The sequence below is a fragment of the Streptomyces sp. NPDC004435 genome (assembly GCF_042873895.1).
Classification (GTDB): domain Bacteria; phylum Actinomycetota; class Actinomycetes; order Streptomycetales; family Streptomycetaceae; genus Streptomyces.
Window position 1 is genome coordinate 189,551 of the sequence record NZ_JBIAMB010000004.1, and the last position, 21,208, is coordinate 210,758.

Genomic DNA, 21,208 nt, shown 5'->3' on the forward strand with positions numbered 1-21,208 from the left:
CGACCGTACGGCTCAGCGGGCCGCAGGGCCTCCCGGATCCGGCCGGGCGGCCTGCCGCGGCAGGTCCAGCGCCGCCGCCGAGTCGCAGTACTCCCGCACCGCGCTCGTCCGCGCCACCACCCGTCCCCGGTGCACCACGATCCGGCTGTACGCCAGCGACAGCACCCCCGCCAGCCGCTCGCCCCGCACCGCCACCAGCTCCGCGGGGAAGCCGGCCTCCACCCGTACCTCCGGCAGCCCCATCGCCTCCCGCGCCCCGGCGCTCACCGCCCCGTACGCCTCCTCCGGCGACAGCCCGTCGAGGGAGGCCAGCAGGAAGGCCGCCTCCAGCGGGTCCCCGCGCCCCACCGGGTTCGCCGTGTCCCGCAGCGAGCCGCCGCCGGCCGCCAGCCGCACCCCGGCCGACCGCAGCAGCCGCACCGGGGCCGTACCGCGACGCTCGGTCCCCGCGCAGCCGCCCTGCGGCAGGCAGACCACCGTCACTCCCGCCGCCGCCAGCCGGTCCGCCGTCCGGCCCGCCACGTCCTCCGGCAGCCGCGCGAGCCCCGCGCACGGCCCGATCGCCACCCCCGGCCGCAGTCCGCCGGCCATCGCCGCGAAGCGCGCGAGCCGCGCCGGGTCGTCCCCGTCCGTGTGCAGGTCCACCGGCACCCCGTGCTCGGCCGCCACCTCCAGGACCGCCTCCACGTACCCCGCCGGGTCCGGGTCCAGGTCGGGGCGGCCGCCCACCACCCCGGCGCCCATCTTCACCGCGTCCCGCAGCATCGCCAGGCCGTCCGCGCCCGCCGCCCCGGTCAGCAGCCGGGGCACCGCCACCGCCGTGAGGTCCGCCAGGCCGCGCAGCGAGCGCCGGGCCTGGAGGACGGCCTCCAGCGGGCCGAGCGCGTGCACGTCGCCGATCCGGACGTGGGCCCGCAGCGCGGTCGCCCCGTGCCCGAGCTGGAGCAGCGCCGCCTCGGTGGCCCGCCGCTGCACCTCCTCGGGGGCGTACGAGACCGGGCCGGGGGTGGCGGCGGAGAGCGCGGTGTCGGCGTGGGCGTGCGGCTCGGCGGGGGCCGGCAGCAGCAGATGGCCGGTCAGATCCACCCGGGCGCCGAGCGTGGCCAGGCTCCCGGCGGTGCCGACGGCCTCGATCCGGCCCCGCACCAGCCGCACGTCCACGGTCCGCCCGTCGGTCAGCCGCGCGTTCGACAGCAGGAGCGCGTTCGCGTCCTCGGTGGCCGCGCCGCCCCCGTCGTCGGAGGGCTGACGGGGCTGCTTGCTGTCGGCCGACATCGGGCTCCTCACCAGTCACCAAGATCGAGATCACGCAGCGTGGGGCAGAGCCTAGGGGCGGGCGGCCGTGCCTTCGAGGAGGAGCGCAATAGTCGTACCGATGAGTCCACGAGTGGCGTACGGGGCCCGTCCGGCGCCCGGCCGGGGGCCACACCCAAACGGATTTGGGTGATGGGCTGCGGACCGTGTAATGTCTTCCTCGCTCGCCCCAATAGCTCAGTCGGCAGAGCGTCTCCATGGTAAGGAGAAGGTCTACGGTTCGATTCCGTATTGGGGCTCTGGTGTAGGGAATCCCGCCTTCGGGCGGGGCTACCGACATCAAAGCGGTGTAGCTCAGTCGGTAGAGCAAGCGGCTCATAATCGCTGTGTCACCGGTTCAAGTCCGGTCACCGCTACAGACAGTAGCCGATTGTGGGGTCGGTCCTGCAATCGGCTACTCTTCTATGCTCCCCCAAGCTTCTGGCGCGGGGGTGCGCCCAGTCCATCAATCCGTCCGTCAAGGAGCACTCACGTGGCTGCCACCGACGTCCGCCCGAAGATCACGCTGGCCTGCGTGGAGTGCAAGGAGCGGAACTACATCACCAAGAAGAACCGGCGTAACAACCCGGACCGTCTTGAGATGAAGAAGCACTGCCCCCGCTGCAACTCGCACACCGCGCACCGCGAGACGCGCTAATCAGGCTCGTTCACGAGGCCGTCCCCGGCAGGGGGCGGCCTCGTGGCGTTTCACGCATCAGATTCAGCAGGAGGTATCGAGGCCATGGCGCTCGACCAGTCCTTCGTGGGCCGGACCTATCCGCCCACCGCGCCCTACGAGGTCGGCCGGGAGAAGATCCGTGAATTCGCCGAGGCCATCGGTGACGCGAATCCCGCGTACACCGACGCCGAGGCGGCGAAGGAACTCGGCCACCCCGATGTGATCGCTCCGCCGACTTTCGTGTTCGCCATCACGTTCAAGGCCGCCGCGCAGGTGATCGAGGACCCGCAGCTCGGCCTCGACTACAGCCGCGTCGTCCACGGCGACCAGAAGTTCGCCTACACGCGGCCCGTCCGCGCCGGCGACCGCCTCGCGGTCACCTCCACCATCGAGGCCATCAAGTCGCTGGCCGGCAACGACATCCTGGACATCCGCGGCGAGGTCCACGACGCGACGGGCGAGCACGTCGTCACCGCCTGGACCAAGCTCGTCTCCCGCGCCCCCGAGGAGGCCTGACCATGACCGCGAAGATCGCCTACGCCGAGGTCGAGGCCGGCACCGAGCTGCCCGCGCAGACCTTCCCCGTGAACCGCGCCACCCTCGTCCGGTACGCGGGCGCCTCCGGGGACTTCAACCCGATCCACTGGAACGAGAAGTTCGCGGTCGGGGTCGGCCTTCCGGACGTCATCGCCCACGGCATGTTCACCATGGCCGAGGCGATCCGCGTCGTCACCGACTGGGCCGGCGACCCCGCCGCCGTCGTCGAGTACGGCGTCCGCTTCACCAAGCCGGTCGTCGTCCCCGACGACGGCGTCGGCGCCGTGATCGAGGTCACCGCGAAGGTCGGCGCCAAGCTGGACGACAACCTCGTCCGGGTCGACCTGACGGCGACCAGCGCGGGCCAGAAGGTCCTCGGCATGAGCCGGGCCGTGGTCCGCCTCGCCTGACCGGCAGGTTCGTCAAGGGGGGCGGAGGCCCTCACGTGAGTACCCTTGAGCCCGTGCAGCAGCTCAAGGACGCCCCCCTCGCCCCCCTGACCACCTTCCGGCTCGGCGGCCCCGCCACCCGGCTCGTCACGGCCACCACCGACGCCGAGGTGATCGCCGCGGTCCGCGAGGCCGACGCGGCCGGGACCCCGCTGCTGATCATCGGCGGCGGCTCCAACCTGGTCATCGGGGACAAGGGCTTCGAGGGCACCGCCCTGCACCTCGCCACCACCGGCTTCTCCCTCGACGGGACCCGTCTGGAGCTCGCCGCCGGCGAGGTCTGGACCGACGCCGTCGCCCGGACCGTCGAGGCCGGACTCGCCGGGATCGAGTGCCTCGCCGGCATCCCCGGCTCCGCGGGCGCCACCCCGATCCAGAACGTCGGCGCCTACGGCCAGGACGTCTCCGCCACCCTCACCGAGGTCGTCGCGTACGACCGCCGGGCCGAGGAGACCGTCACCCTCACCAACGCCGAGTGCGCCTTCTCGTACCGCCACAGCCTCTTCAAGGACCGGCCCGACCGCTACGTCGTGCTGCGCGTCCGCTTCGAGCTGGAGGACGCCGGCGGGCTCTCCGCTCCGATCGCGTACCCGGAGACCGCCCGCGCCCTCGGCGTCGGGGCGGGCGACCGGGTGCCGCTCGCCCACGTCCGCGAGACCGTGCTGAAGCTCCGCGCCGGCAAGGGCATGGTCCTCGACCCCGAGGACCACGACACCTGGTCCGCCGGCTCCTTCTTCACCAACCCGGTCCTCACCGCGGCGGAGTACGAGACCTTCCTCGCCCGCGTCGCCGACCGGCTCGGCGCCGACGTCGCCCCGCCCGCCTACCCGGCCGGCGACGGCCGCACCAAGACCTCCGCCGCCTGGCTCATCGACAAGGCCGGCTTCACCAAGGGCTACGGCTCCGGGCCCGCCCGGATCTCCACCAAGCACACCCTCGCCCTCACCAACCGCGGCGAGGCCACGACCGAGGACCTGCTCGCCCTCGCCCGCGAGGTCGTCGCCGGTGTCCACGACGCCTTCGGCGTCACCCTCGTCAACGAGCCCGTGACCGTCGGCGTCAGCCTGTAGCCGCCGGCTCAGTACGCGACACCCACGCCCTGCCCCACCGTCGACGGCTCGTCGACCATCGCGAGCATCGCGTGGGCCACGTCCGCCCGGGCCAGCGTGCGGCCCTTGGGCGGATTGCCGCCGACGACCCGGCGGTACCGGCCCGTGCCCGGCCCGTCCGTCAGCCTCGGCGGCCGGACCGAGGTCCAGGCGGTGCCGCTCGCGGCCAGCTCCGTCTCCATGACGCGCAGATCGGCGTAGACGTCCTTGAAGACGCTGCCGACCACCGCGAGGACGGCCTTGTCGAGAAGGCCGTCCCCCGGCGCCGGCGGGCCCACCGGCGCCGCGCTCACGACCAGCAGCCGGCGCGTCCCCTCCGCCTCCATGGCCCGCAGGACGGGACGGGTCAGGCGGGCCGTGATCCCCGAGGCCGCGTCCGCCCTGTTGCGGGCGCCCAGGCCGGAGAGGACCGCGTCCCGGCCGGCCACCGCCCCGCGCAGCGCCTCCGGGTCGGCGAGGTCGCAGCGCAGGACCTCAAGACGCTCGCCGGTCAGCGCGAACCGCGAGGGATCCCGCACCGCCGCCGTCACCTCGTGGCCGCCGGCGAGCGCCTGCCGGACGATCTCCCCGCCGACACCGCCCGTCGCGCCGAAGACAGTGAGCTTCATGCCGCGCACCCCTCTCCCAAGGTGAGTAAGTATTCACTCACCCGTAGGGTGAGTGGACGCTCACCCCTCCGTCAAGCGCTATCGGGAGATCCCGTGGACCAGAAGCCGACCCGGACCCGGATCATCGACGCCGCCCGCGACCTCATGCGCACGGCGGGACTGGCCCGCACCACCACCAAACAGATCGCCAGGGCCGCCGGCTGCTCCGAAGCCGCCCTCTACAAGCACTTCGCGAGCAAGGAGGAACTGTTCGTCACCGTCCTCGGCGAGCGGCTGCCCGGCCTCGGCCGGCTCCTCGGCGCCCTCGCCGTCGACCCGGGGGAGCGCACCGTCGAGGAGAACCTGACGGAGATCGCCCGCCACGCGGCCCTCTTCTACGAGGAGAGCTTCCCGATCGCCGCCTCCCTCTACGCGGAGCCCCGGCTCAAGGCCCGCCACGAGCAGGTCATGCGCGAGATCGGAGCCGGCCCCCACCTCCCGATCGAGGGCCTCGACGCCTACCTGCGCGCCGAGCGGGACCACGGCCGCCTCCGTGACGACGCCGACACCCGCGCCGCCGCCTCGCTCCTCCTCGGCGCCTGCGCCCACCGGGCCTTCGCCTACGACGCGGCGCCCGACCTCAGGCCGCCGGTGGACGCGTTCGCCGCCGGGCTCGCCCGCACCCTGATGGGCGGCCTCAGCCGACCGGCGCCGCCAGCCAGTCGTCGATCCCGGACAACAGCTTCTCCGTGACGCCCTCCGGGGCCGCCGACGCCCGCACCGACTGGCGGGCCAGCTCCGCCAGCTCCGCGTCCGTGAAGCCGTGGTGGCGGCGGGCGATCTCGTACTGGGCGGCCAGCCGGGAACCGAAGAGCAGCGGGTCGTCGGCGCCCAGCGCCATCGGGACGCCCGCCTCGAAGAGCGTCCGCAGCGGCACGTCCTCGTGCTTCTCGTACACCCCGAGCGCCACGTTCGACGCCGGGCACACCTCACAGGTCACGCCGCGCTCCGCGAGCTTCCGCAGCAGCCGCTCGTCCTCCGCCGCCCGTACCCCGTGCCCCACCCGCGACGCCCGCAGGTCGTCCAGGCAGTCCCGTACGGAGGAGGGGCCGGTCAGCTCCCCGCCGTGCGGGGCCGCGAGCAGGCCGCCCTCGCGGGCGATCGCGAAGGCCCGGTCGAAGTCACGGGCCATGCCCCGGCGCTCGTCGTTGGAGAGCCCGAAGCCGACCACGCCCCGGTCCGCGTACCGCACCGCGAGCCGGGCCAGCGTGCGGGCCTCCAGCGGGTGCTTCATCCGGTTCGCGGCCACCAGCACCCGCATCCCGAGCCCGGTCTCCCGGGCCGCCGAGTCGACCGCGTCCAGGATGATCTCCAGAGCCGGGATCAGCCCGCCGAGATGCGGAGCGTACGAGGTCGGGTCCACCTGGATCTCCAGCCAGCCCGAACCGTCCCGCACGTCCTCCTGCGCCGCCTCCCGCACCAGCCGCTGGATGTCCTCCGGGGAGCGCAGGCAGGAGCGGGCGATGTCGTACAGGCGCTGGAAGCGGAACCAGCCGCGCTCGTCCGTCGCCCGCAGCCGCGGGGGATTCCCGCTGCTCAGCGCCTCCGGGAGGTGCACGCCGTACTTGTCGGCCAGCTCGATGAGGGTGGTGGGCCGCATCGAACCGGTGAAGTGCAGGTGCAGATGGGCCTTGGGCAGCAGGGTGAGATCGCGGGGGTGCTCCATCGACCGATCCTGCCTTACCCGAACGGCGGTATGCACGGCCATTCCCCGATCGATACCAGCCCGAACGCAGAAACGGGCCCCGGTTCCGCAGAACCGGGGCCCGCTCCCGAACGGTCGGGGCCGGTGTCAGTCGCGGGCCTCGGCCAGCAGCTTCTGGATCCGGGAGACGCCCTCCACCAGGTCCTCGTCACCGAGCGCGTACGACAGGCGCAGGTAGCCGGGGGTGCCGAACGCCTCGCCCGGGACCACCGCGACCTCGGCCTCGTCCAGGATCAGCGCGGCCAGCTCCACGGAGCTCTGCGGACGCTTGCCGCGGATCTCCTTGCCGAGCAGCTCCTTCACCGACGGGTACACGTAGAACGCGCCCTCCGGGGTCGGGCAGAGGACGCCGTCGATCTCGTTCAGCATCCGCACGATGGTCTGCCGGCGCCGGTCGAAGGCGGTCCGCATCTCGGCGACCGCGTCCAGGCTGCCGGAGACGGCGGCCAGCGCGGCGACCTGGGCCACGTTGGAGACGTTGGAGGTGGCGTGCGACTGGAGGTTGGTCGCCGCCTTCACCACGTCCTTGGGGCCGACGATCCACCCGACGCGCCAGCCGGTCATCGCGTACGTCTTGGCGACGCCGTTGACGACGATGCACTTGTCGCGCAGCTCGGGCACGATCGCCGGCAGCGAGGTGAACTTCGCGTCGCCGTAGACCAGGTGCTCGTAGATCTCGTCGGTGAGGACCCACAGGCCGTGCTCGACGGCCCAGCGGCCGATCGCCTCGGCGTCGGCCTCGCTGTAGACGGCGCCGGTCGGGTTCGACGGGGAGACGAAGAGGACGACCTTGGTCCGCTCCGTGCGGGCCGCCTCCAGCTGCTCCACCGAGACGCGGTAGCCGGTCGTCTCGTCGGCCACGACCTCCACCGGGACACCGCCGGCGAGGCGGATCGACTCGGGGTAGGTGGTCCAGTACGGGGCGGGGACGATGACCTCGTCGCCCGGGTCGAGGATCGCGGCGAACGCCTCGTAGATCGCCTGCTTGCCGCCGTTGGTCACCAGGACCTGGGAGGCGTCGACCTCGTAGCCGGAGTCGCGGAGCGTCTTGGCGGCGATCGCGGCCTTCAGCTCGGGCAGGCCGCCGGCCGGCGTGTAGCGGTGGTACTTGGGGTTCTTGCAGGCCTCGACGGCCGCGTCGACGATGTAGTCGGGGGTCGGGAAGTCCGGCTCACCGGCGCCGAAACCGATCACCGGGCGCCCGGCGGCCTTGAGGGCCTTGGCCTTGGCGTCGACGGCGAGGGTGGCGGACTCGGAGATCGCACCGATCCGGGCGGAGACCCGACGCTCGGTGGGAGGGGTAGCAGCGCTCATACGGCCATCGTCCCAGACCGTTTCCCGGCCCGGCACACAGGTTTCAGGGAGCGGACAGGAGCGGTCGATACCGGTCGGGAAGGGGCCCTGGGCCAGGTCGGGGCGGTTCCTGTTCGACGCGGGGGCCCAAGGTCACGTACACTCACTCCTCGTTGGCCCGCACCGAACCCGTCACACATGGGGTAGGTTGGGGACGCCACAAAGGGTCGTAGCTCAATTGGTAGAGCACCGGTCTCCAAAACCGGCGGTTGGGGGTTCAAGTCCCTCCGGCCCTGCTACACACACCGCCAGGTGTTGTGCGCATGTACGTACTTCATTGCACCGCCGTGCGGCTCCACCCGGGCGCGGCACGGCCGACCCGGAATCAGGTGAGAGATCGTGACGGACGCCGTTGGCTCCATCGACATGCCTGATGCCGAGGATGCTTCCGCGAAGAAGGGCCGCAAGGGCGGCAAGCGCGGGAAGAAGGGCCCCCTGGGCCGTCTCGCCCTTTTCTACCGCCAGATCGTCGCGGAGCTCCGCAAGGTCGTCTGGCCGACACGCAGTCAGCTGTCGTCGTACACCACTGTCGTGATCATCTTCGTGGTCGTCATGATCGGCCTGGTCACCGTGATTGACTTTGGCTTCCAGGAAGCAGTCAAGTACGTCTTCGGCTGACTTTTTGTTCCACCCCATCTGTATCGCAGGAAGAAGCAGCCACCGTGTCTGACGCGAACCTGAACGACGCCTTCGAGTCCGAGTCCGTCGAGGACGAGCTGGACATCATCGAGGCCGCCGACGAGGACGAGGACCAGGCTGCGGACGCCGCGGCGGAAGAGGCCGCCGAGGACTCCGCCGTCGAGGCCGACGAGGACTCCGACGAGGAGGCCTCCGCCGACGAGGACGCTGCCGACGAGGACGCCGAGTCCGAGCTCGCCGACGAGGCCGACGAGGCCGGCGACGACGTCGCCGAGGCCGAGGCCGAGATCGAGGAGACCGAGGAGGAGGCCGAGCCGGCCGCCCCGGTCGACCCCGTCGCCGCACTCCGCGAGGAGCTGCGCACCCTGCCCGGCGAGTGGTACGTCATCCACACCTACGCGGGCTACGAGAAGCGCGTGAAGGCCAACCTGGAGCAGCGCGCCGTCTCGCTCAACGTCGAGGACTTCATCTACCAGGCCGAGGTGCCCGAGGAAGAGATCGTCCAGATCAAGGGCGGCGAGCGGAAGAACGTCAAGCAGAACAAGCTCCCCGGCTACGTCCTCGTCCGCATGGACCTGACGAACGAGTCCTGGGGCGTCGTCCGCAACACCCCCGGCGTCACCGGCTTCGTGGGCAACGCCTACGACCCGTACCCGCTGACCCTGGACGAGATCGTCAAGATGCTCGCCCCGGAGGCCGAGGAGAAGGCCGCCCGCGAGGCCGCCGAGGCCGAGGGCAAGCCGGCTCCGGCCCGCAAGCTGGAGGTCCAGGTCCTCGACTTCGAGGTCGGCGACTCGGTCACCGTCACCGACGGCCCCTTCGCCACCCTCCAGGCGACGATCAACGAGATCAACCCGGACTCGAAGAAGGTCAAGGGCCTCGTCGAGATCTTCGGTCGCGAGACCCCGGTCGAGCTCAGCTTCGACCAGATCCAGAAGAACTGATCTCTTCACAAGATCGTTCCCAGAGATCGTTCCCGAGTTTCCGGACAGGTCAGAGGGGCTGCTACAGCCCCTCTGACCTGCTCGGTTTTTGGACGCGCAGCCATACCCGTTATCGTTGTGCGGTATGCCTCCATCCGGATGACCGGATGGATCGGCTGAAAACTCTCACTAGGACCCGGAGAGAGCAATGCCTCCCAAGAAGAAGAAGGTCACGGGGCTTATCAAGCTCCAGATCAACGCCGGTGCGGCCAACCCGGCCCCGCCGGTCGGCCCCGCGCTCGGCCAGCACGGCGTCAACATCATGGAGTTCTGCAAGGCCTACAACGCCGCGACCGAGTCGCAGCGTGGCTGGGTGATCCCGGTGGAGATCACGGTCTACGAGGACCGTTCCTTCACCTTCATCACCAAGACCCCGCCGGCCGCCAAGATGATCCTCAAGGCCGCGGGCGTGGAGAAGGGCTCCGGCGAGCCGCACAAGACCAAGGTCGCCAAGATCACCGAGGCGCAGGTCCGCGAGATCGCCACCACCAAGATGCCCGACCTCAACGCGAACGACCTGGACGCCGCGTCGAAGATCATCGCCGGCACCGCCCGTTCCATGGGCATCACGGTCGAGGGCTGATCACCCCCCCTCGTGACCTCAGTGGTAGGGCCAGCGCTTGGCCCGCACCACGACTCCACACCTGAAACACACCAGGAGCAGAAGTGAAGCGCAGCAAGTCCCTCCGCGCTGCGGACGCCAAGATCGACCGGGAGAAGCTCTACGCCCCGCTCGAGGCCGTCCGTCTTGCCAAGGAGACCTCCACCACGAAGTTCGACGGCACCGTCGAGGTCGCCTTCCGCCTGGGTGTCGACCCGCGCAAGGCCGACCAGATGGTCCGTGGCACCGTGAACCTCCCGCACGGCACCGGCAAGACCGCCCGGGTCCTGGTCTTCGCGACCGGTGAGCGTGCCGAGGCCGCGGTCGCCGCGGGCGCCGACATCGTCGGCTCCGACGAGCTGATCGACGAGATCGCCAAGGGCCAGCGCCTGAACGAGTTCGACGCCGTGGTCGCCACCCCGGACCTCATGGGCAAGGTCGGCCGCCTCGGCCGCGTGCTCGGTCCGCGTGGTCTCATGCCGAACCCGAAGACCGGCACCGTGACCCCCGATGTCGCCAAGGCTGTCAACGACATCAAGGGCGGCAAGATCGAGTTCCGCGTCGACAAGCACTCGAACCTGCACTTCATCATCGGCAAGACGTCCTTCGACGACACGCAGCTGGTGGAGAACTACGGCGCGGCCCTGGAGGAGATCCTCCGTCTGAAGCCGTCCGCCGCCAAGGGCCGTTACATCAAGAAGGCCGCCATCAGCACCACGATGGGCCCCGGCATCCCGGTCGACGGCAACCGCACCCGGAACCTCCTCGTCGAGGAGGACCCGGCCGCGGTCTGAGCCCTTCCGGCTCGGCGCAGTCAGTCCTGAAAGCCGCCCCCTGTTTCCTCTCCGGAGGAACGGGGGGCGGCTTTTATTGCGTCTTGACTGTCGTAGAGGTGCGTTACGGTTCAAGAGACCGCAAAGAAGAAGATCAAGGGGTGGGGAACACCTATGCGCAAGACGACCTGGAAGCGCGCGGGCGTCGCGCTCACCGCCGTGGGCCTCGTGGCGGGCCTGGCGGGGTGTAACGACGGCGACAAGACGGGTGCGGGCGCCAAGGCGGGCGACCCGACCAACGCCGCGCAGTTCATCAAGGTGGCGTACGAGAAGACGTCGGCGGCCAAGTCCGCCAAGGTCAAGATGACCATGAAGATGGAGGGCGTGGGGGCCGAGTCCGGCACCGCCGACATGACGGGCTCCATGGGCTGGGACCCGGCGGTGATGGACCTCACCGTCAAGGGCTCGATGCTGAGCGCCGGGGACCCCGAGGCGCCCGAGGAAGTCCGCATGGTCATGGTCGACGGCGCCATGTACATGGACATGGGCGAGAAGCAGGCCGCCCAGATGGACGGCAAGCGCTGGATGAAGCTGGACCTGAAGGCGGCGGCCGACGCCTCCGGCGACAAGGCCCTCCAGAAGCAGATGACCGGCGGCCTGGACCAGATGAACCAGGACCCCGCCCAGCAGCTCGCCCTCCTCCTGGAGTCCCCGGACCTCAAGCACGTCGGTGCCGAGAAGGTCAACGGCATGGACACCGAGCACTACAAGGGCACGCTCACCGTCGAGCAGATGATGAAGGCCGGCGGGTCCGCGGAGCTCCTGACCGCGGAGGAGCGCAAGAAGTTCACCGAGACGGTGAAGCAGCTCGGCATGACGGGCTACGACACCGAGGTCTGGGTCAACAAGGACGGCTACCCGGCCCGCATGGACGTCGCCATGAAGATGGGCAAGGGCTCCATGGAGATGCGCGCCGACTACAGCGACTACGGCACCAAGGCGAGCGTCCAGGCCCCGCCGGCCGACGAGACCGTCGACCTCTTCAAGATGCTCCAGGACGCCGGCAAGGCCCTGGAGGAGGGCAAGGGCTCCGAGGCCCTTCAGGACTGATTTGCCCCTGACGCCCGACGTCACGTACTCTTCCACAGAAGCCAAAGACCGCTGGTCGTTGCTGTGCCCTACCGGGTGCGGTGGCCGAAGGATCCGCTGACTGCGGACGACCCGCGCAGGTGACTGTGGAGAGTTCCCGGATGTCCCATCCGGTCGAGCTGAGCCCCGTGCGCCTGCGCCCGGGGCGTTTTCGTTTGTTCAGCCCCTTCTGAGCGGTCCTCATCACCCGGAAGGAGGCGAACGCACTATGCCGACGCCCAACAAGGCTGCATCGGTGGCCGAGCTCAAGGACGCGTTCCAGAGCTCCAACGCCGCCGTGCTGACCGAGTACCGGGGTCTCACCGTCGCGCAGCTCAAGACGCTGCGTCGCTCTCTCGGTGAGAACGCCCAGTACGCCGTGGTGAAGAACACGCTGACCAAGATTGCGGCCAACGAGGCCGGGATCACCGCACTGGACGAGCACTTCGCTGGTCCGACCGCGGTCGCCTTCGTCACCGGTGACCCGGTGGAGTCGGCGAAGGCCCTGCGTGACTTCGCCAAGGAGAACCCGAACCTCATCATCAAGGCTGGTGTCCTTGACGGTAAGGCTCTCTCCGCCGACGACATCAAGAAGCTTGCGGACCTCGAGTCCCGCGAGGTTCTGCTCAGCAAGCTGGCCGGTGCCTTCAAGGGCAAGCAGTCTCAGGCTGCTCAGCTCTTCCAGGCGCTGCCGTCGAAGCTCGTCCGCACCGTGGACGCGCTCCGTGCCAAGCAGGCCGAGCAGGGCGGTGCCGAGTAATTCGGCTCGCGCATTGATCCGCGCCGCCTAGCGCACGGGTCGTAGCGGGCCGTTACGCCCGCCTCTATAGACACATCGGCACCTGCCGAATTAGTGGAAGGATCGCCCATCATGGCGAAGCTCTCTCAGGACGACCTCCTCGCCCAGTTCGAGGAGATGACCCTCATCGAGCTCTCCGAGTTCGTGAAGGCCTTCGAGGAGAAGTTCGACGTCACCGCCGCCGCGGCCGTCGCCGTTGCCGCCCCGTCCGGCGTTGGTGGTGGCGACGCCGCCGCCGCTGAGGAGCAGGACGAGTTCGACGTCATCCTCGAGGGTGCCGGCGACAAGAAGATCCAGGTCATCAAGGTCGTGCGCGAGCTCACCTCCCTGGGCCTCAAGGAGGCCAAGGACCTCGTCGACGGCACCCCGAAGCCCGTCCTCGAGAAGGTCGCGAAGGAGGCCGCCGAGAAGGCTGCCGAGTCCCTCAAGGCCGCCGGCGCCTCCGTCACGGTCAAGTAAGACCGTTTCGGCTCGCTGAAGCTGATTTCCGCCCCCGTGTAACGCGGGAGCACCGACAGGCGATCATCCATACGGGTGGTCGCCTTTCGGCGTTCCCGGGACCCGCGTGGCGGGGGTCGTACGGGTCTCCGGAAGCGGAGTATGGTGATCTTCGCCGTGCGCCGCTCACGGGCGGGGGCCTTGACGAACGGCACGCCGCGCGCAATTCTCAGGACGCGTCGTCACAACGATCCGTTTCCGAGGCATGGATCGACGACCGAACGGGCAGTATCGAGGTGCGCCACACGGCGCGAGTACCGCGGAGTTGAGAGCAACGAGGGTCGCGAGGAAGTCGCCCTGGACATCAGTGAGCCAAGTGGCTACACTGACCCTTTGCGCTGCCTGTTAGCTGCCCCCTGCCCGTCACCAGGGGCATACCTTCGCATCAGCTTCGTGGACCGACCCCGTCTGACCTGGCCTTCTGGTCATTTCAGGAAACGTCTGCCGTGAAGCGTTGCTGGGGACCGGTACGCGCGTAGTGAGTCCGAGCCCTCGGAAGGACCCCCTCTTGGCCGCCTCGCGCAACGCCTCGAACAACATGAACAACGGCGCCAGCACCGCCCCGCTGCGCATCTCCTTTGCAAAGATCAAGGAGCCCCTCGAGGTTCCGAACCTCCTCGCGCTGCAGACCGAGAGCTTTGACTGGCTGCTCGGCAACGCCGCCTGGAAGGCTCGCGTCGAGGCTGCCCTTGAGTCGGGACAGGACGTCCCCACGAAGTCCGGTCTGGAGGAGATCTTCGAGGAGATCTCCCCGATCGAGGACTTCTCCGGGTCGATGTCGCTGACCTTCCGCGACCACCGCTTCGAGCCGCCGAAGAACTCCATCGACGAGTGCAAGGACCGTGACTTCACGTACGGCGCCCCGCTCTTCGTCACCGCCGAGTTCACCAACAACGAGACCGGCGAGATCAAGTCTCAGACGGTCTTCATGGGCGACTTCCCGCTCATGACCAACAAGGGCACCTTCGTCATCAACGGCACCGAGCGTGTCGTCGTGTCGCAGCTCGTCCGCTCGCCGGGTGTCTACTTCGACTCCTCGATCGACAAGACGTCCGACAAGGACATCTTCTCCGCCAAGATCATCCCGTCCCGGGGTGCCTGGCTGGAGATGGAGATCGACAAGCGCGACCTCGTCGGTGTCCGCATCGACCGCAAGCGCAAGCAGTCCGTCACCGTCCTCCTCAAGGCTCTCGGCTGGACCACCGAGCAGATCCTCCAGGAGTTCGGCGAGTACGAGTCCATGCGCGCCACCCTGGAGAAGGACCACACCCAGGGCCAGGACGACGCGCTGCTCGACATCTACCGCAAGCTGCGTCCGGGCGAGCCGCCGACCCGTGAGGCCGCTCAGACGCTGCTCGAGAACCTCTACTTCAACCCGAAGCGCTACGACCTCGCCAAGGTCGGCCGCTACAAGGTGAACAAGAAGCTCGGCGCGGACGAGCCGCTGGACGCCGGCGTCCTCACCACCGACGACGTCATCGCCACGATCAAGTACCTCGTGAAGCTCCACGCGGGCGAGACCGAGACGATCGGCGAGAACGGCAACGAGATCGTCGTCGAGACCGACGACATCGACCACTTCGGCAACCGTCGTCTGCGCAACGTCGGCGAGCTCATCCAGAACCAGGTCCGCACGGGTCTGGCTCGTATGGAGCGCGTCGTCCGCGAGCGGATGACCACCCAGGACGTCGAGGCGATCACGCCGCAGACCCTGATCAACATCCGGCCGGTCGTCGCCTCCATCAAGGAGTTCTTCGGCACCAGCCAGCTGTCCCAGTTCATGGACCAGAACAACCCGCTCTCGGGTCTGACGCACAAGCGTCGTCTGTCCGCGCTGGGCCCCGGTGGTCTCTCCCGTGAGCGGGCCGGCTTCGAGGTCCGAGACGTGCACCCGTCCCACTACGGACGCATGTGCCCGATCGAGACCCCCGAAGGCCCGAACATCGGTCTGATCGGTTCGCTCGCCTCGTACGGCCGCGTCAACGCGTTCGGCTTCATCGAGACGCCGTACCGCAAGGTCGTCGACGGCCAGGTCACCGACGAGGTCGACTACGTCACCGCCGACGAGGAGGACCGCTTCGTCATCGCGCAGGCCAACGCCGCGCTCGACGACGAGCTGCGCTTCACCGAGAACCGCATCCTGGTCCGTAAGCGTGGCGGCGAGGTCGACTACGTCCTCCCCGAGGACGTGGACTACATGGACGTCTCGCCGCGCCAGATGGTGTCGGTCGCGACCGCCATGATCCCCTTCCTCGAGCACGACGACGCCAACCGTGCCCTCATGGGCGCGAACATGATGCGCCAGGCCGTCCCGCTCATCAAGGCGGAGGCCCCGCTCGTCGGCACCGGCATGGAGTACCGCTGTGCCACCGACGCCGGCGACGTCCTCAAGGCCGAGAAGGCCGGTGTCGTCCAGGAGCTGTCGGCCGACTACGTCACGGTCGCCAACGACGACGGCACGTACAACACGTACCGCCTGCACAAGTTCGCCCGGTCGAACCAGGGCACCTCGGTCAACCAGAAGGTCGTCGTCGCCGAGGGTGACCACGTCGTCGAGGGCCAGGTCCTCGCCGACGGTCCGGCCACCGAAGACGGCGAGATGGCGCTCGGCAAGAACCTGCTCGTCGCGTTCATGCCGTGGGAGGGTCACAACTACGAGGACGCGATCATCCTGTCGCAGCGCCTCGTCCAGGACGACGTCCTCTCCTCGATCCACATCGAGGAGCACGAGGTCGACGCCCGTGACACCAAGCTCGGCCCCGAGGAGATCACCCGGGACATCCCGAACGTCTCCGAGGAGGTCCTCGCCGACCTCGACGAGCGCGGCATCATCCGCATCGGTGCCGAGGTCGTCGCCGGCGACATCCTGGTCGGCAAGGTCACGCCCAAGGGCGAGACCGAGCTGACCCCGGAGGAGCGCCTGCTCCGCGCGATCTTCGGCGAGAAGGCCCGCGAGGTCCGCGACACCTCCCTGAAGGTCCCGCACGGCGAGATCGGCAAGATCATCGGCGTGCGCGTCTTCGACCGCGAGGAGGGCGACGAGCTTCCCCCGGGCGTGAACCAGCTGGTCCGCGTCTACGTCGCCCAGAAGCGCAAGATCACCGACGGTGACAAGCTCGCCGGCCGCCACGGCAACAAGGGTGTCATCTCCAAGATCCTCCCGATCGAGGACATGCCCTTCCTTGAGGACGGCACCCCGGTCGACATCATCCTCAACCCGCTGGGTGTCCCGTCCCGAATGAACCCGGGACAGGTCCTGGAGATCCATCTCGGCTGGCTCGCCAGCCGCGGCTGGGACGTCTCCGGCCTCGCGGACGAGTGGGCGCAGCGCCTCCAGGCGATCGGCGCCGACTCCGTCGCCCCCGGCACCAACGTCGCGACCCCGGTCTTCGACGGTGCCCGTGAGGACGAGCTCGCCGGCCTGCTCCAGCACACCATCCCGAACCGCGACGGCGAGCGCATGGTGCTCCCGACCGGTAAGGCGCGCCTGTTCGACGGCCGCTCCGGCGAGCCGTTCCCGGACCCGATCTCGGTCGGGTACATGTACATCCTCAAGCTCCACCACCTGGTCGACGACAAGCTGCACGCGCGTTCGACCGGCCCGTACTCGATGATCACCCAGCAGCCGCTGGGTGGTAAGGCCCAGTTCGGTGGCCAGCGCTTCGGTGAGATGGAGGTGTGGGCGCTGGAGGCTTACGGCGCCGCGTACGCCCTCCAGGAGCTGCTGACGATCAAGTCCGACGACGTGACCGGCCGCGTGAAGGTCTACGAGGCCATCGTCAAGGGCGAGAACATCCCTGAGCCCGGCATCCCCGAGTCCTTCAAGGTGCTCATCAAGGAGATGCAGTCCCTGTGCCTCAACGTGGAGGTGCTGTCCTCGGACGGCATGTCCATCGAGATGCGCGACACCGACGAGGACGTCTTCCGCGCAGCGGAGGAGCTCGGCATCGACCTGTCCCGGCGCGAGCCGAGCAGCGTCGAAGAGGTCTGACGGGAGTCCGGCAGGGGGACCAGCGATGGTCCCCCCGCCGGCCCCAGGACCCCCGTATCAGACCCCACAGCCTTACAACCCTGAGAGGGATTGACGCATAGTGCTCGACGTCAACTTCTTCGACGAGCTCCGGATCGGTCTGGCCACCGCTGACGACATCCGTCAGTGGAGCCACGGCGAGGTCAAGAAGCCGGAGACCATCAACTACCGCACCCTGAAGCCCGAGAAGGACGGACTCTTCTGCGAGAAGATCTTCGGTCCGACCCGGGACTGGGAGTGCTACTGCGGCAAGTACAAGCGCGTCCGCTTCAAGGGCATCATCTGCGAGCGGTGTGGCGTCGAGGTCACCCGCGCCAAGGTGCGCCGTGAGCGGATGGGCCACATCGAGCTGGCCGCTCCCGTCACCCACATCTGGTACTTCAAGGGCGTTCCGTCGCGTCTGGGCTACCTGCTCGACCTCGCCCCGAAGGACCTGGAGAAGGTCATCTACTTCGCGGCGTACATGATCACGTACGTCGACGACGAGCGCCGTACCCGCGACCTGCCGTCGCTGGAGGCCCACGTCTCCGTCGAGCGCCAGCAGATCGAGCAGCGCCGCGACTCCGACCTGGAGAACCGCGCCAAGAAGCTCGAGTCCGACCTGGCCGAGCTGGAGGCCGAGGGCGCCAAGGCCGACGTGCGCCGCAAGGTGCGCGAGGGTGCCGAGCGCGAGATGAAGCAGCTGCGCGACCGCGCGCAGCGCGAGATCGACCGTCTGGACGAGGTCTGGTCCCGCTTCAAGAACCTCAAGGTCCAGGACCTGGAGGGCGACGAGCTCCTCTACCGCGAGCTGCGTGACCGCTTCGGCACGTACTTCGACGGCTCGATGGGTGCCGCGGCGCTGCAGAAGCGCCTGGAGTCCTTCGACCTGGAGGAGGAGGCGGAGAAGCTCCGCGAGATCATCCGCACCGGCAAGGGCCAGAAGAAGACCCGTGCGCTCAAGCGCCTCAAGGTCGTCTCCGCGTTCCTGCAGACCGCGAACAGCCCCAAGGGCATGGTTCTCGACTGCGTGCCGGTCATCCCGCCGGACCTCCGTCCGATGGTGCAGCTCGACGGTGGCCGCTTCGCGACCTCCGACCTGAACGACCTGTACCGCCGTGTGATCAACCGCAACAACCGTCTGAAGCGTCTGCTCGACCTCGGTGCCCCCGAGATCATCGTGAACAACGAGAAGCGGATGCTCCAGGAGGCGGTCGACGCCCTCTTCGACAACGGCCGTCGCGGTCGCCCGGTGACGGGCCCCGGCAACCGTCCGCTGAAGTCCCTCAGCGACATGCTGAAGGGCAAGCAGGGTCGTTTCCGTCAGAACCTGCTCGGCAAGCGTGTCGACTACTCGGCGCGTTCCGTCATCGTCGTCGGCCCGCAGCTGAAGCTGCACCAGTGCGGTCTGCCCAAGGCCATGGCGCTGGAGCTCTTCAAGCCGTTCGTGATGAAGCGCCTGGTCGACCTGAACCACGCGCAGAACATCAAGAGCGCCAAGCGGATGGTCGAGCGCGGCCGCACGGTCGTGTACGACGTCCTCGAAGAGGTCATCGCCGAGCACCCGGTCCTGCTGAACCGTGCGCCCACGCTGCACCGCCTCGGCATCCAGGCCTTCGAGCCCCAGCTGGTCGAGGGCAAGGCCATCCAGATCCACCCGCTCGTCTGCACCGCCTTCAACGCGGACTTCGACGGTGACCAGATGGCCGTGCACCTGCCGCTCTCCGCGGAGGCGCAGGCCGAGGCCCGCATCCTGATGCTGTCCTCGAACAACATCCTCAAGCCGGCCGACGGCCGTCCGGTGACGATGCCGACCCAGGACATGGTCCTCGGTCTGTTCTTCCTCACCACCGACGGCGAGCTCCGTGACACCAAGGGCGAGGGCCGCGCGTTCGGCTCCACGGCCGAGGCGATCATGGCCTTCGACGGCCGGGAGCTCGCGCTCCAGTCGGAGATCGACATCCGCTTCCCGATCGGCACCGTTCCGCCGCGCGGCTGGGTTCCCCCGGTCGCCGAGGAGGGCGAGCCGGAGTGGCAGCAGGGTGACAGCTTCCGTCTGAAGACGACGCTGGGCCGTGCGCTCTTCAACGAGCTGCTGCCCGAGGACTACCCCTTCGTCGACTACTCGGTGGGCAAGAAGCAGCTCTCCGAGATCGTCAACGACCTGGCGGAGCGCTACCCCAAGGTCATCGTGGCGGCGACGCTCGACAACCTGAAGGCGGCTGGCTTCCACTGGGCGACCCGTTCGGGCGTCACCGTGGCCATCTCCGACGTCGTCGTGCCCGAGGCCAAGAAGGCCATCGTCAAGGGCTACGAGGAGCAGGACGAGAAGGTCCAGAAGCAGTACGAGCGCGGTCTCATCACGAAGGAAGAGCGCACTCAGGAGCTCATCGCGATCTGGACCAAGGCGACCAACGAGGTCGCCGAGGCGATGAACGCGAACTTCCCGCGGACGAACCCGATCTTCATGATGGTGGACTCGGGCGCCCGAGGAAACATGATGCAGATGCGTCAGATCGCCGGTATGCGTGGTCTGGTGTCGAACGCCAAGAACGAGACGATCCCGCGTCCCATCAAGGCGTCCTTCCGTGAGGGCCTCACCGTCCTCGAGTACTTCATCTCGACGCACGGTGCCCGTAAGGGTCTCGCCGACACCGCCCTGCGTACCGCCGACTCGGGTTACCTGACCCGTCGTCTGGTGGACGTCTCGCAGGACGTGATCATCCGCGAGGAGGACTGCGGCACCGAGCGCGGTCTGAAGCTGCGGATCGCGGCCAAGGACGAGGCCGGTGTCCTGCGGAAGACGGACGACGTCGAGACCTCCGTGTACGCGCGGATGCTCGCCGAGGACGTCGTCGTGGACGGCAAGGTCATCGCGCCGGCCAACGTCGACCTGGGTGACGTGCTCATCGACGCCCTCGTGGGCGCCGGTGTGGAGGAGGTCAAGACCCGCTCGGTCCTGACCTGTGAGTCCGCCGTCGGCACCTGTGCCTTCTGCTACGGCCGCTCGCTGGCCACCGGCAAGCTGGTCGACATCGGTGAGGCGGTCGGCATCATCGCCGCCCAGTCCATCGGTGAGCCCGGTACCCAGCTGACGATGCGTACCTTCCACACCGGTGGTGTGGCCGGTGACGACATCACCCAGGGTCTGCCGCGTGTCGTCGAGCTCTTCGAGGCGCGTCAGCCCAAGGGTGTCGCCCCGATCTCCGAGGCGGCCGGTCGCGTCCGCATCGAGGAGACCGAGAAGACCAAGAAGATCGTCGTCACCCCGGACGACGGCACCGACGAGACGGCGTTCCCGATCTCGAAGCGTGCCCGTCTGCTCGTGGGCGAGGGCGACCACGTCGAGGTGGGCCAGAAGCTCACCGTGGGTGCCACCAACCCGCACGACGTGCTCCGGATCCTCGGTCAGCGCGCGGTCCAGGTCCACCTGGTCGGCGAAGTCCAGAAGGTCTACAACTCGCAGGGCGTGTCGATCCACGACAAGCACATCGAGATCATCATCCGGCAGATGCTCCGCCGCGTGACGATCATCGAGTCCGGCGACGCGGAGCTCCTCCCGGGCGAGCTGGTCGAGCGGTCGAAGTTCGAGACCGAGAACCGTCGCGTGGTCACCGAGGGCGGTCACCCCGCCTCCGGCCGTCCGCAGCTGATGGGTATCACCAAGGCCTCGCTGGCGACCGAGTCCTGGCTGTCGGCCGCCTCCTTCCAGGAGACGACCCGAGTCCTGACGGATGCGGCGATCAACGCCAAGTCCGACAGCCTCATCGGCCTCAAGGAGAACGTCATCATCGGTAAGCTCATCCCGGCCGGTACGGGTCTCTCCCGCTACCGCAACATCCGGGTCGAGCCGACCGAGGAGGCCAAGGCGGCGATGTACTCGTCCGTCGGCTACGACGACCTCGACTACTCGCCGTTCGGCACCGGCTCCGGCCAGGCCGTTCCGCTGGAGGACTACGACTACGGTCCGTACAACCAGTAAGAGCGCGAGACCGCAGGGCGGCAC

Annotated in this window: 18 protein-coding genes and 3 tRNA genes; 17 read left to right on the top strand and 4 right to left on the bottom strand. The window is 68.9% G+C overall.

All coding sequences use genetic code 11. From position 1 onward, the window contains the following. Positions 1-12: 12 nt before the first annotated feature. Complete coding sequence (locus ACFYT9_RS08735; protein ID WP_376598487.1) at positions 13-1,275, bottom strand: amidohydrolase family protein; 1,263 nt, start codon at positions 1,273-1,275, stop codon at positions 13-15. Positions 1,276-1,480: 205 nt separating this feature from the next. On the opposite strand from ACFYT9_RS08735, the gene ACFYT9_RS08740 reads away from it, so the two are divergent. The 6 genes from ACFYT9_RS08740 (at position 1,481) to ACFYT9_RS08765 (ending at position 4,028) form a co-directional block, all read left to right on the top strand. Next, a tRNA-Thr gene (locus ACFYT9_RS08740) sits at positions 1,481-1,553 on the top strand. A gap of 44 nt (positions 1,554-1,597) precedes the next feature. Then, a tRNA-Met gene (locus ACFYT9_RS08745) sits at positions 1,598-1,670 on the top strand. Between the two features lie 116 nt (positions 1,671-1,786). Further along, positions 1,787-1,951, top strand: a complete 165-nt coding sequence (gene rpmG / locus ACFYT9_RS08750; protein WP_003956487.1) for a 50S ribosomal protein L33 — start codon at positions 1,787-1,789, stop codon at positions 1,949-1,951. 84 nt (positions 1,952-2,035) lie between these two features. After that, complete coding sequence (locus tag ACFYT9_RS08755) at positions 2,036-2,488, top strand: MaoC family dehydratase N-terminal domain-containing protein (protein ID WP_376598489.1); 453 nt, start codon at positions 2,036-2,038, stop codon at positions 2,486-2,488. Positions 2,489-2,490: 2 nt separating this feature from the next. Next, on the top strand, positions 2,491-2,919 hold the full coding sequence (locus ACFYT9_RS08760) for a MaoC family dehydratase (RefSeq protein ID WP_376598490.1): 429 nt from the start codon (positions 2,491-2,493) through the stop codon (positions 2,917-2,919). 53 nt (positions 2,920-2,972) lie between these two features. Further along, positions 2,973-4,028 (top strand): UDP-N-acetylmuramate dehydrogenase, encoded by a 1,056-nt coding sequence (locus ACFYT9_RS08765; protein ID WP_389161885.1) that lies wholly within the window; start codon positions 2,973-2,975, stop codon positions 4,026-4,028. An 8-nt stretch (positions 4,029-4,036) separates the two neighbouring features. On the opposite strand, the gene ACFYT9_RS08770 is transcribed toward ACFYT9_RS08765, so the two are convergent. Then, entirely contained in the window at positions 4,037-4,675 is a 639-nt protein-coding gene (locus ACFYT9_RS08770) for an NAD(P)-dependent oxidoreductase (protein WP_389161887.1), read from the bottom strand. Positions 4,676-4,768: 93 nt separating this feature from the next. Between ACFYT9_RS08770 and ACFYT9_RS08775 the strand changes: the two genes are divergently transcribed. Beyond that, positions 4,769-5,407, top strand: coding sequence for a TetR/AcrR family transcriptional regulator (locus ACFYT9_RS08775; RefSeq protein ID WP_389161889.1), 639 nt, complete (start codon positions 4,769-4,771; stop codon positions 5,405-5,407). Here ACFYT9_RS08775 and ACFYT9_RS08780 read toward each other — a convergent pair. Beyond that, positions 5,352-6,380 carry an adenosine deaminase gene (locus ACFYT9_RS08780; RefSeq protein ID WP_376598496.1) on the bottom strand — a complete coding sequence of 343 codons (1,029 nt, stop codon included), beginning with the start codon at positions 6,378-6,380 and terminating at the stop codon, positions 5,352-5,354. The genes ACFYT9_RS08775 and ACFYT9_RS08780 overlap by 56 nt on opposite strands. Before the next feature lie 126 nt (positions 6,381-6,506). Next, on the bottom strand, positions 6,507-7,733 hold the full coding sequence (locus ACFYT9_RS08785; protein ID WP_376605523.1) for a pyridoxal phosphate-dependent aminotransferase: 1,227 nt from the start codon (positions 7,731-7,733) through the stop codon (positions 6,507-6,509). 202 nt (positions 7,734-7,935) lie between these two features. Here ACFYT9_RS08785 and ACFYT9_RS08790 point away from each other — a divergent pair. The 10 genes from ACFYT9_RS08790 (at position 7,936) to ACFYT9_RS08835 (ending at position 21,184) form a co-directional block, all read left to right on the top strand. Next, positions 7,936-8,008 (top strand) — tRNA-Trp (locus ACFYT9_RS08790). Between the two features lie 103 nt (positions 8,009-8,111). Further along, a complete protein-coding gene (gene secE, locus ACFYT9_RS08795) occupies positions 8,112-8,390 on the top strand; it encodes a preprotein translocase subunit SecE (protein ID WP_376605525.1) in 279 nt (92 codons plus the stop codon). Between the two features lie 44 nt (positions 8,391-8,434). Further along, on the top strand, positions 8,435-9,355 hold the full coding sequence (nusG, locus tag ACFYT9_RS08800; RefSeq protein ID WP_389161891.1) for a transcription termination/antitermination protein NusG: 921 nt from the start codon (positions 8,435-8,437) through the stop codon (positions 9,353-9,355). Positions 9,356-9,542: 187 nt separating this feature from the next. After that, positions 9,543-9,977 carry a 50S ribosomal protein L11 gene (gene rplK / locus ACFYT9_RS08805; protein WP_030494213.1) on the top strand — a complete coding sequence of 145 codons (435 nt, stop codon included), beginning with the start codon at positions 9,543-9,545 and terminating at the stop codon, positions 9,975-9,977. An 83-nt stretch (positions 9,978-10,060) separates the two neighbouring features. Further along, a complete protein-coding gene (rplA, locus tag ACFYT9_RS08810; RefSeq protein WP_169088411.1) occupies positions 10,061-10,789 on the top strand; it encodes a 50S ribosomal protein L1 in 729 nt (242 codons plus the stop codon). 153 nt (positions 10,790-10,942) lie between these two features. Continuing rightward, positions 10,943-11,878, top strand: coding sequence for a hypothetical protein (locus ACFYT9_RS08815; RefSeq protein WP_387270827.1), 936 nt, complete (start codon positions 10,943-10,945; stop codon positions 11,876-11,878). A 247-nt stretch (positions 11,879-12,125) separates the two neighbouring features. Beyond that, positions 12,126-12,656 carry a 50S ribosomal protein L10 gene (gene rplJ, locus ACFYT9_RS08820; protein WP_030757401.1) on the top strand — a complete coding sequence of 177 codons (531 nt, stop codon included), beginning with the start codon at positions 12,126-12,128 and terminating at the stop codon, positions 12,654-12,656. A gap of 111 nt (positions 12,657-12,767) precedes the next feature. Continuing rightward, entirely contained in the window at positions 12,768-13,154 is a 387-nt protein-coding gene (gene rplL, locus ACFYT9_RS08825; protein WP_387270824.1) for a 50S ribosomal protein L7/L12, read from the top strand. A 547-nt stretch (positions 13,155-13,701) separates the two neighbouring features. Next, on the top strand, positions 13,702-17,184 hold the full coding sequence (rpoB, locus tag ACFYT9_RS08830; protein WP_376601479.1) for a DNA-directed RNA polymerase subunit beta: 3,483 nt from the start codon (positions 13,702-13,704) through the stop codon (positions 17,182-17,184). Between the two features lie 100 nt (positions 17,185-17,284). Continuing rightward, a complete protein-coding gene (locus ACFYT9_RS08835; RefSeq protein WP_376601477.1) occupies positions 17,285-21,184 on the top strand; it encodes a DNA-directed RNA polymerase subunit beta' in 3,900 nt (1,299 codons plus the stop codon). Positions 21,185-21,208 lie beyond the last annotated feature (24 nt).

What these genes read in the sequence shown, in the direction of transcription:
- ACFYT9_RS08735 (WP_376598487.1), bottom strand. Translation starts at nt 1,275, where the DNA reads ATGTCGGCCGACAGCAAGCAGCCCCGTCAGCCCTCCGACGACGGGGGC.
- ACFYT9_RS08755 (WP_376598489.1), top strand. Translation starts at nt 2,036, where the DNA reads ATGGCGCTCGACCAGTCCTTCGTGGGCCGGACCTATCCGCCCACCGCG.
- ACFYT9_RS08760 (WP_376598490.1), top strand. Translation starts at nt 2,491, where the DNA reads ATGACCGCGAAGATCGCCTACGCCGAGGTCGAGGCCGGCACCGAGCTG.
- ACFYT9_RS08770 (WP_389161887.1), bottom strand. Translation starts at nt 4,675, where the DNA reads ATGAAGCTCACTGTCTTCGGCGCGACGGGCGGTGTCGGCGGGGAGATC.
- ACFYT9_RS08780 (WP_376598496.1), bottom strand. Translation starts at nt 6,380, where the DNA reads ATGGAGCACCCCCGCGATCTCACCCTGCTGCCCAAGGCCCATCTGCAC.
- ACFYT9_RS08785 (WP_376605523.1), bottom strand. Translation starts at nt 7,733, where the DNA reads ATGAGCGCTGCTACCCCTCCCACCGAGCGTCGGGTCTCCGCCCGGATC.
- rplK (WP_030494213.1), top strand. Translation starts at nt 9,543, where the DNA reads ATGCCTCCCAAGAAGAAGAAGGTCACGGGGCTTATCAAGCTCCAGATC.
- ACFYT9_RS08815 (WP_387270827.1), top strand. Translation starts at nt 10,943, where the DNA reads ATGCGCAAGACGACCTGGAAGCGCGCGGGCGTCGCGCTCACCGCCGTG.
- rplJ (WP_030757401.1), top strand. Translation starts at nt 12,126, where the DNA reads ATGCCGACGCCCAACAAGGCTGCATCGGTGGCCGAGCTCAAGGACGCG.
- rplL (WP_387270824.1), top strand. Translation starts at nt 12,768, where the DNA reads ATGGCGAAGCTCTCTCAGGACGACCTCCTCGCCCAGTTCGAGGAGATG.